14 protein-coding genes are annotated in these 18,737 nt (G+C 41.2%); 10 read left to right on the top strand and 4 right to left on the bottom strand.

Going from position 1 to position 18,737, the window contains the following annotated elements; all coding sequences use genetic code 11:
• Nucleotides 1-58: 58 nt before the first annotated feature.
• Complete coding sequence (locus tag AC1DPZ_RS08725) at nucleotides 59-259, bottom strand: hypothetical protein (protein ID WP_477402599.1); 201 nt, start codon at nucleotides 257-259, stop codon at nucleotides 59-61.
• Nucleotides 260-541: 282 nt separating this feature from the next.
• On the opposite strand from AC1DPZ_RS08725, the gene AC1DPZ_RS08720 reads away from it, so the two are divergent.
• The gene (locus AC1DPZ_RS08720) at nucleotides 542-1,171 is read left to right on the top strand and encodes a DUF47 domain-containing protein (RefSeq protein ID WP_477402598.1); all 630 of its coding nucleotides are present in this window, start codon (nucleotides 542-544) and stop codon (nucleotides 1,169-1,171) included.
• A 198-nt stretch (nucleotides 1,172-1,369) separates the two neighbouring features.
• Here AC1DPZ_RS08720 and AC1DPZ_RS08715 read toward each other — a convergent pair whose 3' ends face one another.
• A complete protein-coding gene (locus tag AC1DPZ_RS08715) occupies nucleotides 1,370-3,850 on the bottom strand; it encodes a TonB-dependent receptor (protein WP_477402597.1) in 2,481 nt (826 codons plus the stop codon).
• Nucleotides 3,851-4,121: 271 nt separating this feature from the next.
• A complete protein-coding gene (locus AC1DPZ_RS08710) occupies nucleotides 4,122-4,535 on the bottom strand; it encodes an EamA family transporter (protein WP_477402596.1) in 414 nt (137 codons plus the stop codon).
• A gap of 189 nt (nucleotides 4,536-4,724) precedes the next feature.
• On the opposite strand from AC1DPZ_RS08710, the gene AC1DPZ_RS08705 reads away from it, so the two are divergent.
• From AC1DPZ_RS08705 to AC1DPZ_RS08665, 9 genes are all read left to right on the top strand, one after another.
• Nucleotides 4,725-5,402: a response regulator transcription factor gene (locus AC1DPZ_RS08705; protein WP_477402595.1), complete on the top strand. Its 678-nt coding sequence runs from the start codon at nucleotides 4,725-4,727 to the stop codon at nucleotides 5,400-5,402.
• Entirely contained in the window at nucleotides 5,399-6,646 is a 1,248-nt protein-coding gene (locus AC1DPZ_RS08700; RefSeq protein WP_477402594.1) for a sensor histidine kinase, read from the top strand. The genes AC1DPZ_RS08705 and AC1DPZ_RS08700 overlap by 4 nt, the downstream gene beginning before the upstream one ends.
• 269 nt (nucleotides 6,647-6,915) lie before the next feature.
• Entirely contained in the window at nucleotides 6,916-8,151 is a 1,236-nt protein-coding gene (locus tag AC1DPZ_RS08695) for a TolC family protein (protein ID WP_477402593.1), read from the top strand.
• Between the two features lie 2 nt (nucleotides 8,152-8,153).
• Nucleotides 8,154-9,107 carry an efflux RND transporter periplasmic adaptor subunit gene (locus AC1DPZ_RS08690; RefSeq protein WP_477402592.1) on the top strand — a complete coding sequence of 318 codons (954 nt, stop codon included), beginning with the start codon at nucleotides 8,154-8,156 and terminating at the stop codon, nucleotides 9,105-9,107.
• Complete coding sequence (locus tag AC1DPZ_RS08685; protein ID WP_477402591.1) at nucleotides 9,107-12,208, top strand: efflux RND transporter permease subunit; 3,102 nt, start codon at nucleotides 9,107-9,109, stop codon at nucleotides 12,206-12,208. The genes AC1DPZ_RS08690 and AC1DPZ_RS08685 overlap by 1 nt, the downstream gene beginning before the upstream one ends.
• A gap of 55 nt (nucleotides 12,209-12,263) precedes the next feature.
• Entirely contained in the window at nucleotides 12,264-13,265 is a 1,002-nt protein-coding gene (locus tag AC1DPZ_RS08680; RefSeq protein WP_477402590.1) for a YncE family protein, read from the top strand.
• 119 nt (nucleotides 13,266-13,384) lie between these two features.
• The gene (locus AC1DPZ_RS08675) at nucleotides 13,385-14,389 is read left to right on the top strand and encodes a fatty acid desaturase (RefSeq protein ID WP_477402589.1); all 1,005 of its coding nucleotides are present in this window, start codon (nucleotides 13,385-13,387) and stop codon (nucleotides 14,387-14,389) included.
• 193 nt (nucleotides 14,390-14,582) lie between these two features.
• Nucleotides 14,583-15,407: a sterol desaturase family protein gene (locus tag AC1DPZ_RS08670; RefSeq protein WP_477402588.1), complete on the top strand. Its 825-nt coding sequence runs from the start codon at nucleotides 14,583-14,585 to the stop codon at nucleotides 15,405-15,407.
• Nucleotides 15,408-15,578: 171 nt separating this feature from the next.
• Nucleotides 15,579-16,481, top strand: a complete 903-nt coding sequence (locus tag AC1DPZ_RS08665) for a hypothetical protein (protein WP_477402587.1) — start codon at nucleotides 15,579-15,581, stop codon at nucleotides 16,479-16,481.
• A 169-nt stretch (nucleotides 16,482-16,650) separates the two neighbouring features.
• On the opposite strand, the gene AC1DPZ_RS08660 is transcribed toward AC1DPZ_RS08665, so the two are convergent.
• Nucleotides 16,651-18,737: putative Ig domain-containing protein (locus AC1DPZ_RS08660; protein ID WP_477402586.1), on the bottom strand; the 2,087-nt coding region annotated here is incomplete at its 5' end.

Raw genomic sequence — 18,737 nt, 5'->3', positions numbered from 1 at the left:
ATGTACCACATTTCTGTGCACAAAAGCAAATTAAAATACTGGTGCAGAATTTATTATGTTAAGCATCAGCATTTTCTTTTATCTCCTCCCAATAAACAGTTTCGCAGTAAATTCTATTTTGTATTGCCACACGGTTTTTTACATCCTGCAATTGTTTTTTGATCTCTTCGTTGCTGAGGTCGCTGCTTAATGAGTGGTAATAAATTGCATAACCAGTTTGACTGTTTATAAATTTATAATGTTTATCAGCGGATTTCATGACTCTTGGCTTATATCAGTTATAATAAACATAACGGCGATTTTGTTTTAATACCGGGCAAATGTTACATTATAATTTATTTACCCGGGTAATTGTATCGTATCTGTTAATACAACCGTTATATAATTTAATAACATTTAATTAACACTGCGTTAACAATTGCATTACTTTTCACACCAAATTAATGGCTACATTTAGCCGCATAAATATTTGTGCATAATGCGTGCTAATTACTTAGCATACACGCTCTTAACTTAATTGCTGTTTAAAAAGTTCAAGTCAATGTCGATATTCCCCAATTCAAACCAGGTTTTTTATGATTTATTTAATCGCGCTGTTGCCAATGCTACCGAAATGGCGACCCTGCTTAACACTGCGGTAAACTCAAGCGATACCTACGAACAAAAATTTCAGTTTAATCATATTGATAAGCTAAAAACAAAAAGTTACGAAATTACCCACCAGGTATTTACAGAATCGGGAAGGATGCTGATATCACCGTTTCAGCGCAAGGATATGTGCGATCTGGCCGCCGCTATTGATGATGTTGCCGATAGCATTGCCATGGCAGCCCGCAGGATAAACCTGTACGACGTGCCTAAGATAACCCCTCCAATCATTAACCTGGCCGATATTATTCTGCAAACAACCACGGGCCTTGGAGATGCGGTTAAAGCCATGAACAACCTAAGCAATTCGGTACAAATATTTGAGCTTTGCAACAATGTTAAAAAGCTGGAGTACCAGGCCGATACTGTTTATAACGAAGCCTTTGCCGATTTACTTGCTAACGAAACCGATGCCATACAACTTATAAAATATACTGATGTTTTTATGGCAATGGAAACAGCCACTGATAGCTGCGAAGATGCCACGCTGGTAATTGAGAGTATTTTGATTAAGAACGGGTAAAAAAGCTTAAAGCAGAAGGCTTAAAGCTTAAAGCTTTACTGCTAAAAAAAGCGATGGTTTTACCATCGCTTTTTTTAGTTACTTCCCAAGCAAGCCTTCTGCTGCTTTGAGCCTTCTGCTTTTAGCTTTAAGCTTACTTCCCAAGCAAGCCTTCTGCTGCTTCGAGCTTTTAGCTTTAAGCCTTCGGCTTTAAGCAGCTTACTTCCCTTTATCAACAGACGTTTCATCTTGTCTGCCTTCGTTATCTTCTTTCTCTTTGCTCTTGTCTTTCTTAAAATCGAGTTTGCCAAATTTATAGCTGAGGCTTATGCCGAATGACTGGATAGGTATTAATCTTACATTAGTCTGGTTAAAATTACTGCCAAAAGTTGTTGAGCGCTGGCCCACATATTTAGCAAACGGATTTGATGCGGTAAGGCCTATACTGGCCTTTTTATTCATGAACATTTTACGCATCGCGAAGTTGTAGAAAACAAATTTAGGCTGGGTTCCCTGGAYTCCTTTTTGCGATGAATTATAATTTCCAAAAAATTCGGCGCTCAGGTTATTACCAAAGTCGTATTGAGCGTTCAGGTTTAAACGATAAGCAAAACCGCTCACACTTGGGCTACCGGGATTGTTACTCGTCCTGTCAGAAAATATCATGTTGGTTCGCAGGTTGAACGCTTTGGTAACCGGTAATGATGCATAGATGTTGATACCGGTACGGATCTCGGATCCTATATTATACCGTTGGGTAAGCGATACATTGGTATAGGTAATACCATCTAAAACAAGGGTTTGGTAAAAGGTGGTAAAACGCTGTATATCATCCGTATTTCTCCGGTAAAAAGCGGCTATGTTGATATTTGCTCCCTTATCAAATGATTTATTGTAACCCAGCTCAAAATTATCGCCACGCTCTGGCTTTAAATTGGGGTTACCTGTATTAATGTTATGTGTATCGCTGATATTAAGGAATGGGTTAAGATCGCCGTAATCGGGGCGTTCTATCCGGCGGGTAAAGCTTAGTTTAACCGACTGCGATTCATCAAATTTGTGCGAAAATACCAATGATGGCACTAAAATATTGTAATTCGGGATATTGGTATTCTTAAAATCGGCTGTGGTAACGGTATACTCGTCCCTCAACCCTGCCTTTATATCCAGGAAATTATTAAATACCGATGTACTTGCAGACAAGTAATAAGCATATATTTTACGATCGTAAGTAAAGCCATAGGTTTGCCCGGCGTTGGGCACAAAATTGCCGGTGGTATCTAAAGTAGTGGTAACCACGTTGTTGTTGATATGGCTAAAATCGAGCTTGGCGCCGGTTTCAATGGTAAAGTTTTTACTTACCGGTTGTGCATAGTCAACAGAGATATTCATTTCCCTGTCTTTACCAGGGTTGTTATTAGATACCCCTGTGGGTAAAATACCTGCATTTGTGTAGTCGGTACGTTGAAAGGAGCTGAAACTGTTATCACCAAAACTCGACGAGTACAATACATCAAGCTCCTGCCCCTCTTTTTCAAAGGTTTTTTTATAGCTTAAACTCACATCGGTTGAAGTTCCGTTAAATTTACTGCTGGAGTTACGGATGCTGGCGGTATCAGAAAGCAGGCTGCCCGATGCATCAACAATACGCTGATCCTGGTTGGTGATCCCTTTGTTATGGTTACCAAAATGATTAAAACCTACAGCTGCGGTAAGGTCATCATGCTTACTGATGTTCCAGGTAAAATTTAAGCCCGATTGATAGCCATTGCGCCTGAAGTTATTACTTCCCTGCTGAAAAAATGTGGTTGTATTGCCCAGTTCATTGGTGGATGTACGGTTATTGGTGTTTGGCGAGTTACTGTTGATTTGCGCGTTGCCGCTAAAAAAGGCGTTAACACCAAAATTTCCCTTACGCACGTTGAGGTTAAAAGATCCGTTTTCGCGGCGGGTACCTGCCGATAGGTTAACGCTGCCGTTAATACCCTCAACCCTGCTATCCTTTAAAATAATATTGATTATACCCCCTGTACCTGCGGCATCGTACTTAGCGCCCGGACTGGTAACTACCTCAATGCTTTTTATCTGGCTGGCCGGGATACTGGCCAGCGCATCGGCAAGGCTGGCGCCAAAAATACTTGATGGCTTACCATTTATCAAAAAACGAATATTGGAGTTGCCCTGCAACTCTACATTACCATCAATATCCACCGTAACCTGGGGTACCTTTTTTAATATATCAATAGCTACCCCGCCCTGCGCACTCAGGTCGTTTTGCGGGTTGTACACCATTTTATCTATCTTGTTTTGAACGGTTGGCGCAGTGGCTGTAATGTTTACATCCTTTAGCTGGCGCGGCATGGGCGATAATAAAATTTCGCCCAAATTTACGGCAGTTCCATCTTTAATTATAACATGCTCAACTGTAGCCCGCTGGTAGCCTAAAAAATCGGCGGTAACTTTGTATTCGCCCGGGGGGATCTTGTCTACTGTAAAATTCCCTTTAGGGTCGGTGCTGATACCGTTAAAAGGCGATTCGGCACCTTGTTTATAAACAGATATGGTTGCATAATCAACCCCTTGTTTGGTAGCAGCATCGGTAATTTTTCCGCTGATTTTTCCCTTGCCCGCAGGAGCCTGGGCTTGTACATTTATTATGGTAAACAGAACAAAAAGAAATAATATATAATACGCCTTCATTATCTTAGAACAGGTGATCTGGCGGCGAATTTGAAAAGAAAGTTTGGATATATTCTGAATGTTTGCGTGTTTGTTACAATAAGGTTAACTTATCAACACAGTTGTTACAATGGACGATCGGACGAAGGACTTTTAGACGAAAGACAAAGGACTTTTAGATGAAGGATTATCAGACAAAAGACTTTCAGACAAAGGATGAAGGATAAACTTTATGTAATTCAAGTACTCGCTTTTATCTCTTGGCTCTTGACTCTTGATTCTCGATTCTAACTCAAAATATTAACACTAAGGTGCCGGCAATTATCAGTAATGCGCCAATACCATTTTTTAATGTGAGTGGTTCGCCCAAAAATACAACAGCTAAAACAATGGCCAGTGCCACGCTCAGCTTATCAACCGGGGCTACCTGCGACACCTTACCCAGTTGCAGGGCTCTGAAATAACAGATCCACGAGAGACCGGTTGCACAGCCCGACATGATGAGGAATGTCCAGTTTACCCGGGTTAAACCTTCAATACCTTTATTGCTGCCTTTAAACAATACAATAGCCCAGGCCAGTATTAATATCACCACGGTACGTATGGCAGTTGCAAGGTCGGTATCAACTCCTTTTATGCCTATTTTGGCAAATATTGCGGTAAGCGCGGCAAACAATGCCGATAGTAAAGCGTAAATCCACCACATGGTTTTAGTTATAAGTTATATGTAAGTTAAAAGTAGATTACCATTTTGGATACATTCTGTTTCATTTAAAATAAATTCATCTGTTTGTAAATCCAAAATGTGTACAAAAAGAGTTTATAGCTTTGAGTTTTAACATTAATTTTAACTTCATCCAAATATTACGCACAGCTCATCACTTAAAATTTAATAATGAAATTACTGATCATTGAAGACGAAGAGGGTCTGCGCGAGAGTATTGAGGAATATTTTTCCGAAGCCGGAAATATATGCGAAACAGCCTCAACCTATGCCGCCGCCCTCACCAAGGTCGAACTATATCGCTATGATTGTATCCTGTTGGATATTACATTACCAGGCGGCAATGGCATCAGCATACTCAAAAAAATAAAAGAAAGTAATTTTACCGATGGCGTACTTATCATATCTGCCAAAAATTCGCTCGATGACCGGTTGCAGGGCCTTGATCTGGGAGCTGATGATTACCTTGTAAAACCATTCCACCTGTCGGAGCTTAAGGCCCGTGTGTCTGCCATTATCAGGCGTAAAATGTATAATGGCAGCAACCTGTTGGTGTTTAACGAGATCAGCATCGATCTGCAGGCCAAAACGGTAAGCGTACATGATAAGCCTTTAAAATTTACCCGTAAAGAATTTGCCCTGCTCATTTATTTTATTGCCAACAAAGGGAAGGTAGTTTCTAAAAACGCCATAGCCGAACACCTTTGGGGCGACGGTATAGACCTGGCCGATAATTTCGACTTCATCTACTCCCACATCAAAAACATCCGCAAAAAACTGGTGGAAGCCGGCGCTAACGATTATATCCAGGCTGCTTATGGGATGGGGTATAAATTTGCCAGCCAATGAAGCTGCTTACCTTATATAACCGCGTAAACATCATTACCACAGTAATTGTAATGGTAATAACCGGCATTATTTACTACCAGGCCATCAGCTGGATCCTGAACGACCAGAACGACAGGGCCTTAAAAGTAGAAGAAGAAGAGGTTTTTGATTATGTAAAACTTAATCACCAATTACCACAGGTATTTGAATCAAAAGATCAACAGATCACTTTTAGCAAAGCTCAGCCTAATTCGGTAAAGCGGGAATTTATCAACACCAATTACCGCAGGGATAAAAACGAATATGAATCAGGCCGTGGATTGATAAGCTCGGTAACTGTAAATGGCAAGTATTATAAGATCCTCATTGTAGAATCAAAAGTAGAGACGGAAGACCTGATACAGATCATTTTTGGCATTACTATAGGCGTTATTCTGTTTTTACTGTTGGTATTACTGATAGCTAACCGTTTAATTTTAAACCGCTTATGGCAACCCTTTTATTCTATTTTACACGAGATAAAACTATTCAATATTACCGATAGCCGCGAGATACCCCAAACAACTACCCGTATCAGTGAATTTGTAGAACTAAATCGGGCCGCAGCAACCATGACAGCCAAGGCAAAATATGATTACAAAGAACTCAAAACCTTTACAGAAAATGCATCTCATGAGTTGCTTACCCCTATCGCCGTCATCAACTCTAAACTGGATACATTAATACAGTCCGAAAACTTTAATGACAGGCAAAGCAAACTGCTTAACGATCTGTACAGTGCGGTTGCACGGTTAAGCCGGCTTAATCAATCGTTGTTACTGCTGGTAAAAATTGAGAACCGCCTGCTAACCGATCAGCAATACATCAACCTGGAACAGTTGATTGATGAAATGCTGGTACAACTGGAAGATATTTTTGCTGATAAAAGGATAACCGTAACGGCCGACCTGGAGGATAAAGAGATCCTGGGAAGCAGGTATTTAATTGAAATATTGTTAAATAACCTTATCATTAACGCTGTAAGGCATAACCATGCAGGCGGCCAGATCATCATTAAATTAACGCCCGGCAGCCTTACCATCAAAAATACCGGGAATAATGCCCCACTGCCTGATGATAAAATATTTACCCGTTTCCATAAATCATCTACCTCGGATGGCAGCGGCCTCGGGCTTACCATCAGCAAACAGATCTGTGAGAATTTGGGGTTTGCGCTTAGCTATCAATATCAGAGCCCTCATCATACTTTTATTGTTAAATTTTAAATTAGCGTTTACGTTATTTTTTCTGTGGGGGCGCACTATATGCGTCGCCCTATCTGCAAATCGAACCTTTAAATCGGCCAGTCTGCCGGGAGACGCATGTGATGCGCCTCTACAAGAATGCCCGTTTACAATTAGGTCATTATTGTTTTCCCAGCCAGGCTGGTGGGTGCCTCGTATTATGACGGACGATTTCCCCTATCGCTATCCTAAATTTTTACAGAATTGTGCTATACTTTAGCTATGTTTAATTGCATTTATACCTCCGTTTAATGAAGTGGTTTTTCGGCCTTATATTATTTACATTTACCTATACTGCTGCCCGGGCACAAACTTATTCGCTTGATCGTTACCTGGAACTTGCAAAAAATAACAGTCCGCTGCTTAAGGATCTCAGGAACCAGGTTGCGGCAAGCCAACTCGACAGCTTAAGATTAAGGGCTGGTTTAAAACCCCAGGTAAATGTAAACAGCAACGGGTATTTTGCGCCCGTTGTTAATGGTTATGGCTATGCGGGGGCTATTACTAATGTACAAACCTTTAATGCCCTTTTGGGGGTAAACAAACAACTGATAGGTAAACAATATTTAAATGCGCAGTTGGCTGCAATAAATTTACAGCGCGATTCTATCATCAATAGCGGGGCAGTATCTGAACAGGATTTAAAGAAGACAGTAACCAGCCAGTATATAACCGCTTATGGCAGTTTGCAGCAGGTTAAATTTAACCGCGATGTAGTTAAATTACTTACCCAGGAGGAAGGACTGCTTAAAAAACTTACCCGGAACAACGTTTACAAACAAAGCGAATACCTTGCCTTTTTGGTTACTTTAAAACAACAGCAGCTACAGCTTTTGCAGGCACAACTGCAATATAAAAATGACTATGCCACACTTAATTACATTGCCGGTGTTGTTGATACTGCAACTGTTGAGCTGGACGAGCCCGTTATTCAAAAAACAATAACGCCCGACGCTTCAATGAGTATATTTTTCAGGCAATTTAAAGCTGATAGTTTGCGGCTTGTTAACAGCAGGAGCTTAATTGATTACAGCTACCGGCCAAAAACCAATATTTTTGCCGATGGTGGTTATAATACCGATTTTACTGCCCAGGCCTATAAACACTTTGGTACCAGCTTTGGCTTTAGTATTTCTATGCCTGTTTATGATGGCGGCCAGCGTAAACTTCAATACAAAAAGCTAAAACTGGAAGAAGAGACCCGTTTAAACTATAAAGCATTTTTTAATTCGCAATACCGTCAGCAAATCGCGCAGCTTAATCAGCAGATAAACGAGAATGATAACCTGGTAAACCAGGTAAAAGAACAGATAAAATATGCTGAAAGTTTAATAAAGGTTGATACGCAGCTAATGCAAACCGGCGATGTAAAAATTGCTGATCTGATACTGGCAGTTAATAGTTATTATACCATAACCAACCTGCTTACACAAGCTACCATAACAAAGCTGCAGCTCATCAATCAATTAAACTACTGGAATAAATAATTATGAAAATATATAAAACAGCCTGTTCCCGTTTAAAAAGCATTGTAATAATTTTAGCCATAGCTGCGGTATATTCTTCATGTAAGGGTAATACTGATGCCGCTGCCGAAAGCGATACTGCTGCTGTTGTGCCAGTAACGCCGGTACAGGTAACCACAATTGATGAAAGCTCACTTACCGATTATATTGAGCTGAATGCCACATCATCATTCCTTCAAAAAAACTATGTAAAAGCTAACGCTATTGGTTACATACAAAAGGTAAATACGCAAATTGGCCAATACGTAAATAAAGGACAAGTTTTATTTACCATAAAAACCAAAGAAGCGCAAAGTATTGGCAATAGCATAAATATACTTGATACTACCTTCAAGTTTTCGGGCGTAAATAAAATCAAAGCCGCCGAGCATGGTTATATTACCCAACTAAACCACCAGCCAGGCGATTATGTACAGGATGGCGAACAATTGGCGGTTATAAGCGACCGGGGAAGCTTTGCCTTTATTATGCAGTTGCCTTATGAATTGCGCGCATCGGTATCCGCCAACCAGGATGTACTGCTAACCCTGCCCGATGGGGTAAAATTAAATGGGAAAGTAACATCATTTATGCCCGCTGTTGATACGCTCTCGCAAACACAGGGCATCGTAATCAAAGTAAATTCGGCCGGCCAGATCCCCGAAAACCTGGTGGCCAGGGCACGAATAGTAAAAACAGCTAAAACAAACACCGTATCCCTGCCGGCTTCGGCCATCCTGTCAAACGAAACACAAACAGAGTTTTGGGTAATGAAATTGATTGATGCTACCACAGCAGTTAAAACACCTGTTAAAAAGGGGATTGAAAGCGGCGGCAGGGTAGAGATACTATCCCCAAAGTTTTCTCCCCGGGATAAAATAGTTATAAGTGGCAACTATGGTTTGGCAGATACAGCTAAGGTTAAAATTGTACAATAATGGCTAAAGTTGCAGAAACGAAATTAGACAGGGCAGAGAATTTTTTTATTTTTTATCGTAAGCCCTTGCTGCTGGTATTGTCGCTTATATTAATGGGTGGCATATTTGCCTACACAAAACTTCAAACTTCGCTTTTTCCCGAGATCACTTTTCCTAAAATTAAGGTAATTGCAGATGCCGGTTTGCAGCCTGTAAACAAAATGATGATAACGGTAACCAAACCGTTGGAAAACGCAATAAAACAGGTACCCGCCCTGCAATTAGTCAGAAGCACCACCAGCCGGGGAAGTGCTGAGATCTCGGCATATATGGATTGGAATGCTGATATTGACCTCAGCAAGCAGCAAATAGAATCGCAGATAGCTAAGATTCAAAATACCCTGCCGCCGGAAGTAAATATATCTGTGGAAAAAATGAACCCTTCCATTTTACCTGTGAGCGGGTACACCCTGGAGAGTCATGAACGATCGCCGATTGAGTTAAAGCAATTAGCCACATTTACCGTAAAACCATTTTTATCACAAATAAACGGCGTATCCGAAATCAGGGTAATTGGCGGCAAAACAAAAGAATACTGGCTTGTGCTTAACCGTGAAAAAATGACAGCCTTGTCATTAACGCCCGATATGATCAGCAGCGCATTAAGCCAAACCAACTTCATAAAATCCGAAGGTTACCTGTCTGATTATAAAATGCTGTATCTCACCGTAACCGATGCAACAGTAACTGCTAAAGATCAGCTGGAAAATATGGTGATCAGCAACAACAGCAAAAGGGTTATCCAGGTAAAGGATATTGCATCGGTACAAATAAGCGAGGGAATTGAATACACCAAAATAAACGCCAACGGACACGATGGGGTATTAATTGCGGTGATAAAACAACCCAACGCCAATTTGATATCTTTATCAACAGATATGGCGGCAAAGGTTGCGGCCCTGCAAAAAATACTCCCCAAAGATGTTACTATAAAACCTTACTATGTACAGGCCGATTTTGTAAACGATTCGGTTAAAAGTGTTACCGATAGTGTTTGGATAGGCTTATTGCTGGCAATAGTTGTAGCTATTATTTTCCTCAGGTCATTTAAAGCCAGCGCCGCTATTTTAATTACAATTCCTGTTACCCTTTGCCTTACGCTTATTGTACTTTATATAATAGGATACACCTTCAATATCATGACGCTGGGTGCAATAGCCGCGGCAATAGGGCTCATCATTGATGATGCCATTGTTGTGGTTGAGCAAATCCATCGCACGCATGAAGAGCACCCTGAAGAACCTACTAGCAGGCTGCTTAAAAAAGCTATCGACTACCTATTCCCGGCAATGCTTGGTTCATCTATAAGTACCATCGTTATATTTATTCCCTTTTTGCTGATGACGGGTGTTGCCGGGGCCTATTTTAAGGTAATGACCAATACCATGATCATTACCCTTATCTCCTCATTTTTTGTAACCTGGATAGGTTTGCCCGTTATATACCTGTTCCTCACACGCAACCAACACGCGCATTCGGCAAACGTGAAAGAAGAAACGCATGAAGTAAAAAGGCAGCGCTGGGTTTCATTTTTTATTATGCAGCCAATAATCAGCATTGTTATCATGATGGCGTTGATTGCAGTGATCATTTTTATTCCTTCAAAATTAGAAACGGGCTTTTTACCATCCATGGACGAGGGAAGTATTGTGCTGGATTATAGTTCGCCGCCGGGAACCTCGCTGCAGGAAACCGACCGCATGTTAAGGGAGGTAGAGAAGATTATCACCAAACATCCCGATGTGGCGGCCTACTCCCGCCGTACAGGAACACAAATGGGTTTCTTTATCACCGAACCCAATACCGGCGACTACCTTATTCAACTGAAAAAAAGCCGTGAAAAAACAACCGATGAGGTAACCAGTGATTTAAGAAGTGAAATTGAAAAAACACAACCTGCCTTACGGGTAGATTTTGGACAAGTTATAACCGATATGTTAGGAGACCTTATGAGTTCCACCCAGCCTATCGAAATTAAGGTTTTTGGCAATGATCAGCAGATCCTTCAAAACCTTTCAAAACAAATTGCAGCCGAAGTTACCGCGGTTAAAGGCACTGCCGATGTGTTTGATGGCATTGTGATTGCGGGCCCCTCGGTAAGTATTATTCCCGATTATAAAAAGCTGGCGCAGTATAATATTACACCGGCCACCCTGCAATTCCAGGCCCAAACTGCCCTGGATGGCAATGTGGTTGGCAATTTATACGAAACTCAGCAGCTATCCCCCATCCGTATGGTTTATCCGGGCAACAGGTCATTAAATATAGCCGGTATTAAAAACCTGAATATATTTTTAGGTAACGGTAATTTAATTCCGATAAGCCAGCTGGCCACCGTTGCAATAGGTGCCGGCGATGCCGAAATTGAACGGCAGGACCTGCAATCAATGGGCGTTATCACCGCCAGGTTAGAGAATAGCGATTTAGGTACAGTAATACCTGCCATACAAAAAAACATAGCCGAAAAGGTAAACTTACCCAGGGGCTACCATGTAGAATACGGCGGCGCGTATGCCGAGCAGCAGCAATCATTTAAAGAGTTGCTCATCATCCTCATCACTTCGAGCCTGCTGGTTTTTGGGGTGATACTATTTTTGTTTAAGCAGTTCAGAATTGCAATATTAATTTTGGCGATGGCGGTTTTGGGTATTTCGGGAAGCTTCCTGGCTTTGTATATCACCAATACGCCGTTAAATGTTGGCAGCTATACAGGATTGATCATGATAGTTGGCATCATTGGCGAAAATGCCATATTTACCTTTTTACAATTCAGGGAAAGCGCCAGAGAAAAAAGCGTAAATGAAGCCATAGTTTATTCAATATCAACACGGTTAAGGCCCAAATTAATGACGGCATTAGGCGCTATAATTGCATTAACCCCGCTGGCTTTAGGTATTGGCGCCGGGGCCCAGTTACATCAGCCATTGGCTATTGCGGTTATTGGCGGCTTTTTAGTTGCGCTGCCATTGCTTTTAATTGTTTTACCAAGCATGATGCGCATTTTATACCGCAATGGCTTTACTTCAACAGTTGTTGAACAACATACAGATCATCCCGGATAACACAATATTTCTACAGATTTTTGATATAATTTCATTGCAAAAAGCAAACCTGAAAATGAAAAAGCAAATTTTAATTCTCGCATTAATGGCAATTGGTTTAATACCTTTTGCACTAAAAGCCCAAACCTATGTTGCCGATAAAACCATATCCCTGCCAGGTGATGGCGGTTATGATTACCTGGCTATCGACAAGGTAAACCACCGTTTATATGTATCACATGGTACACAGGTAAATGTTATCGATCTGGCTACCCAGCAGCCGGTTGGTTCAATTGATAATATGAAAGGCGTGCATGGCATTGCCATAGTAAATAAACTGAACCGTGGTTTTATTACCGATGGCAAATCAAACGCGGTTGTGGTATTTGATTTAAAAACACTGAAAACCATTGCTACTATTGCGCTTACAGATGCAAACGGCCCGGATGCCATTATGTACGATCCTTATACCGATCGTATTTTTAGCTTTAATGGCGAGAGTAATAATTCATCTGTTATTGATCCAAAAACCTTGAAACAGGTAGGTACCGTTGCCTTAGGCGGTGCTCCCGAATTTGCAGTATCGGATGGCAAGGGTAAGATCTACAACAACCTGGAAGATAAAAGCAGCCTAAATGTTATTGATAGTAAATCTCTTAAAGTGATAAAAAACTATCCGCTTGCGCCATGTGGCGGCCCTACGGGTTTAGCATTGGACGCAGGCAACCAGCGCCTGTTTACCGTTTGCCGCGAAAATAAAGGTGTCAGTGTGGTTGATATCAATACAGGTAAAGTAACCGCCACCCTACCCATTGGCGCCGGTGTTGATGCCGTAGCCTACGATCCCGAAACCAAACTGATATTTTGCTCATGCGGCGATGGTACAACTACCATTATCAAACAAAAATCGGCTGATGATTACAGTGTTGTACAGGTGCTAAAAACTCCGGTACGTGCCAGAACTCTTACTTTGGATACCCAAACCCATAAAATTTATTTAAGCGTTGCCGAATTTGAACCCGGCACGCGCAAAGCCTTGCCTAATACATTTAAAGTGCTGGTTTACAAGCTACAGTAAAATAAATTTTATATAAAATTTTCATGAAAACAGCATGAAGATTTTATATAAAATTTTTATTTTGACCACAAAATGATATTTTTAAAACGTTATTGATATCTTTAACGTTTATATATCATATGATTAAGAGAACTGATTTTGTTTATTCCCAGGAGTCTGAACCACATCGTATCCGTACAAAAAAAATTTTAAAGCAGTTTCCGCAATTACGCCAGCTGATAGGTAAAAACCCCAATACCGTTTTTGCAATTATTGGTTTAGTAGCATTCCAGGTGGTTTTAGCATGGTTTCTGCGCGATCAATCATGGTGGTGGGTTTTTGGCGCGGCCTATTTATTAGGTGCTTTTGCCGATCATGCCTTATTTGTAATGATCCACGAATGTACCCATCAGCTGCTGTTTAAAAACCGCAATGCCAACCGCTGGGCATCAATGTTTGCCAATTTACCGCAAATATTGCCAAGCGCTATATCTTTCGAGAAATACCACATCAAGCACCACTCTTTCCAGGGTGTTCATGAACTGGATGCCGATTTGCCCAATAAATGGGAGGCAAAACTAATCAGCAATTCGTTTTTGGGCAAAGCGCTTTGGCTGTTATTTTTTCCGGTATTCCAGTTGTTCCGTTTATCAAGGCTCAGGGAGATTCACCCTATTGATGGCTGGATAGTTACCAATTTTGTTTTACAAGTGATTTTCACTACAGCCATAGCCTACTTTATGGGCTGGCATTCAGTTGCCTTTTTATTGTTAAGTTTTTCGTTCTCTGTAGGTTTGCATCCGCTTGGCGCACGCTGGGTACAGGAGCACTACCTTACTCATAGTGTTGAGCAGGAAACTTATAGCTACTATGGTAACCTTAACGTGGTAGCCTTCAACGTAGGCTTTCATAACGAACATCACGATTTTCCTTCTATCCCATGGAACAAACTTCCCCTGATAAGGAAAACCGCTCCTGAATATTATGATACACTGTATTACCATACTTCGTGGACAAAGTTATTTTTCCAGTTTCTTTTTGACCGCGAAATCTCCCTGTTCAACCGCATCCTGCGCAAAGATCGTGGCCGGGTTGCACTAACGGACGTATCAAAACCCGATGCAGAACTGGAAATGATTAAATAACAGTTTAAAGCAGATCGCAAAAAGCTCAAAGCCAATAATTGATCTTATAAACTCCGCACAGACTTAATACAAAAAAAGGGCCTTTTCCAGGGCCCTTTTTTTGTCTGCAAAATGAACAAATGATGAAGAATTAATATAGATTTTAAATAGCGGTAACATATTTATTACTTTTAAATCCCTATTAATTTAACATATGCACAAACTGAGCTTATTTTTTTCTCAACATGAAGATTTATCGCAGGTACTCTTGTATGCCGGTGTAATAACAGGTCTGTGGTTTGCCGAAATGCTGGTATCGCATGATGCGATTAAAACCAAATGGCAGCATTCATCAGTCAATACGCTATTTATTTTTACCGCTTTACCAATACAGCTATTATTTACAACATTTGTTGTTTTAATATCGGGTTGGGTAACCGCCCACCATTGGGGGCTTATTAATTTACTACCTTTTCATGCCAATCATTGGGTTTACTACATAACGCTATTTATGATGCTCGATCTGTGCGAATACATTTATCATGTTACCATGCACAAGGCCGAACCGCTATGGAAATTTCACCTGGTACACCATAGCGATCTTAAGGTAGATGTATCAACAACCATAAGGGAGCATCCCTGCGAAACCTGTATCCGCACCTGCTTTTTAATGCTTTGGGTATTTATTTGCGGTCCGGCTATAGGTGTTTTAATTTTAAGGCAAACCTTCCAGTCTTTCTCCAACATCATTGCACATACCGAGTTCAGGCTATCGCCGGGGTTAAATAAATTTGTGGGGCTTATATTTATTACACCCAATTTGCACCATGTACACCATCATTATCAATTACCTTATACCGATTGTAATTATGGCGATGTATTAAGCATATGGGACAGGCTATTTGGCACTTACGCCAATTTGGAAAGAGAAGATACCGTTTTTGGCATTGACACCCACATGGACGAAACCATGAACGGAACATTTTTAAATGTATTAAAGATCCCTTTCCAAAAGTTCGATCATCCCCAAAAACAGTGATGATCATTAAACAAGTATGCACTAAATACAACTTTTGTTTAACAACCGTCAAATTAACGTACGAAAATTCTTGTTGGCAGCATTATTGCGCGTATACATAAAAATACGATATATTTAATGCAATTTTCATAATAATATGATTTATTTGCGTTATTATCCATAACGATTTTAATGAGCAGAAGAAAAAAATTAAAAATACTGATCCCGCTGACCATGCTGCTTTTTTTAGGGTCGTATGCCCGGCACCGCTTGCTTGATAAAAACAATATTAGCGGCACGCTTAACAGTAAGCAAATGGACGAAATATCGGGCATTGCTGCTTCAACTATAAATCCCGATACTTATTATGTACACAATGACAGTGGTGATACCAGCCGTTTTTTTTCTATAGATTCGCATGGCAGGCTAAAATCAACTATTTATTTTAAAGGTAAACAAAGAAGTCTCCACGGAGTGAAAGATTGCGAGGATATTGCCGTAGGACCAGGTCCGAAGAAAGGAAAAAGCTATGTTTACCTGGGTGATATTGGCGATAATAATGATACAAGGGGATATATTACTGTTTACCGTTTCCAGGAAAGCACAACATGGACTGCTGATACCCCAACCCATGCCATACCTGAGGCCATTCATTTCAGATATCCCGACGGGCCAAAAGATGCAGAAACTTTAATGATAGACCCGGTAGAAAAGCTAATATACATAGTCAGCAAGCGTGGCGATTCGGTTGGTGTATACACTTCTCCGCTAAATTTAACAGCAAATGATACACTCACCCTTACAAAAAGGGCAACTTTATTTTTCGCCGGATTTAAACCTTTTAAATGGATCACGGCAGGTGATATCTCCAAAGACGGGCAACAGATACTATTAAAAAGCTACGAGAAAGTTTACTATTGGCGCCGCCAGCCCAACGAACATGCCTGGGATGTAATGGTAAGAAAACCAAGGGAATTACCTTATACAGCCGAAAAGCAAGGCGAGGCCATAGGTTTTACACCCGATGGCAAAGGATATTACACCACAAGCGAGGGTGTATTTTCGCCTGTTTACTATTACGATAGCCCGCGGTAGGTTTTTCTCAAGGACTCTGAAGGGGCAAGCGTTTTAAAAATTTTTTCATCCTGGAACGCAGTGAAGGATCCATTCGCAGACGGTACAGGGCGAAGAAGCATGGCGAATAATAGATGCTTCAAGCGTTCAGCATGACAAAAAGTTTTTATTGCAAAAAAATCCTCAATTCCTATTTCTCTACCCTCACCAACAGTACGCCATGCGGGGCAACTTTGGCACTTAAGGTATTGCCGGTACTAATAATATATTTTTGCTGCCAGGCGTCCCTGAATTTGGTATAGCCGCTTATTGCAGGGTCACTTTTATCAATGCTGATGGTTTGGTATGTATCTGATGTATTAAATAAACCGATGGCTTTGCCGCCATCCTTTAGTTCCTTTACCCATACCTGGTAATCATCTTTTTTAATGTATTGGCTGGCCCCTTTACCCAAAGCATCCTGGTCAATAGCCAGTACTTCATCATTGGTAAGGAGGCTTAGCGTAAAGCTATCCAGGTGGCCCATATCGCAACCAATCAGCAATGGCGATGCCAACAGGCTCCAAAGGCTGATGTGGGTATACTGCTCATCAAATGTAAGGCGCGTGTTGTGCAGACTTGGCCCCCATCCTACTTTACCTACTACCAGCATATCCGGATCATTAAAATGACCGGGCTGGGCATGCAGCGCCGCCGGTCCCTGGTTAAAACCTATGTTCGACATACTTTGCCATGTATCCTGTATATCGCCGGTTGTGCGCCAGCTGTTGCCGTTAACTTCGGCACCCCATTCCCATACATTGCCCCAGCCGTACTGGCAAAGGCTATACATAATATCGCGGTTTGTTTTGCCCAATGAAGCCTGCATTACCTGGTAAGGCTTCTTCAATCCGGCTAAATCCGGCTTTGGAACAATGTCAGAATAAGAGCACCAGTCGTATTTTAAATAATCAATTCCCCAGTCTGCATAAGTTTGTGCGTCCTGGTCTTCATGTTGCCAGCTTCCTAAATAGCCGCCGCAGGTGCGCGGACCGGGCGACGAATAGATGCCCATGCGTAAACCCAGGCTATGTACATACCCGGTAAGTCCTTTCATATCCGGAAACTTGCTGTTGGTTACAATTTTGCCGTCTGCAGCCCTTTGCTCCGCTTCCCAGCCATCATCTATATTAATATAAGCCCAGCCATGCGCACTTAACTTATCTACCATTGCTTTGGCCGAGATCCGTACTTTTTCATCATTTACACTTAAACCCCAGGCGTTCCAGCTGTTCCAGCCAAGGGCAGGTGTTAAACCTATATTATCGCCAATGCTAATGGTAAAATTTTTGGTTTTAGCACCCAAAGTATTACTTACAGTAAAAGTTACTGGATAATCTCCTTTTTGGGCTACAGAACCGGTTATAACCCCGGTTGCAGCATCAAGCTTTAAGCCTGCAGGCAGGCCGCCTGCCTTATAAGTTAAAGGCCTTTTACCTGTAGCCGGTATCAGGTACAGGAATGGGTGCCCGGGCCGTGCGCCAAATACATCAGCACCATTAATTTTTACTTTGGCTGATGGATAAGGGGTAAGGATATAAGGAGTAGTCTCGGTTTGTACAATTGTTTTACCCGATTTTGTATCTGTAAAGGAATACGTTATGATGTATGATTTTTTTGCTAAGCGGGCAATAGAAAACGAATAGGTAAATGGTTTACCCTTAGTAAATGCTGCATCGTTAGTTTTTTCGTACAATACGGTATTGGTTTCCGGATCGGTTACCTTGAAAGCCAGCTTACCACTATATTGATACAGATTTGTAGTAAGCAGCTTAATGCTTTTACTAAGGCTGTTTTTATCGCCGTACTCAAAATCGGCATCTGTATTAACCGATACATGATCCATCACATCGGCCATAGTAATATTAAAAACACTGCCTTGTCCGCTGCCGTAAATACCGCCGTCGCCGCCGGTATCAAATATGCGTACAGCCAGCACATTTTCTTTATCCCATAAAATAGCCGGATTATTTGCAGCTATCGTATAGGAACGGCCTCCGTAATGTCCATCTTTTATAGTACCGCTGTAGCCGCCATATTTAGCTATCAGCTTCCCATTAAGGTATACTTCATCGTTATCATCAATAGTACCCAGGTTTAACCGAATACTGTCTTTTAGGAATGATTTTTCTTTTAACGATGATGGAATAACCACTTTGGTGCGGTACCAGCCAAAACCATCATAATTAGGATGTCCCTGGCGTTCCCAGTTGTCGTTAAGGTTAGCATTCTGCCAAT

It is taken from the genome of Mucilaginibacter sp. P4_G9 (genome assembly GCF_056400985.1).
This window is presented reverse-complemented; position numbering and strand designations above follow the sequence as displayed.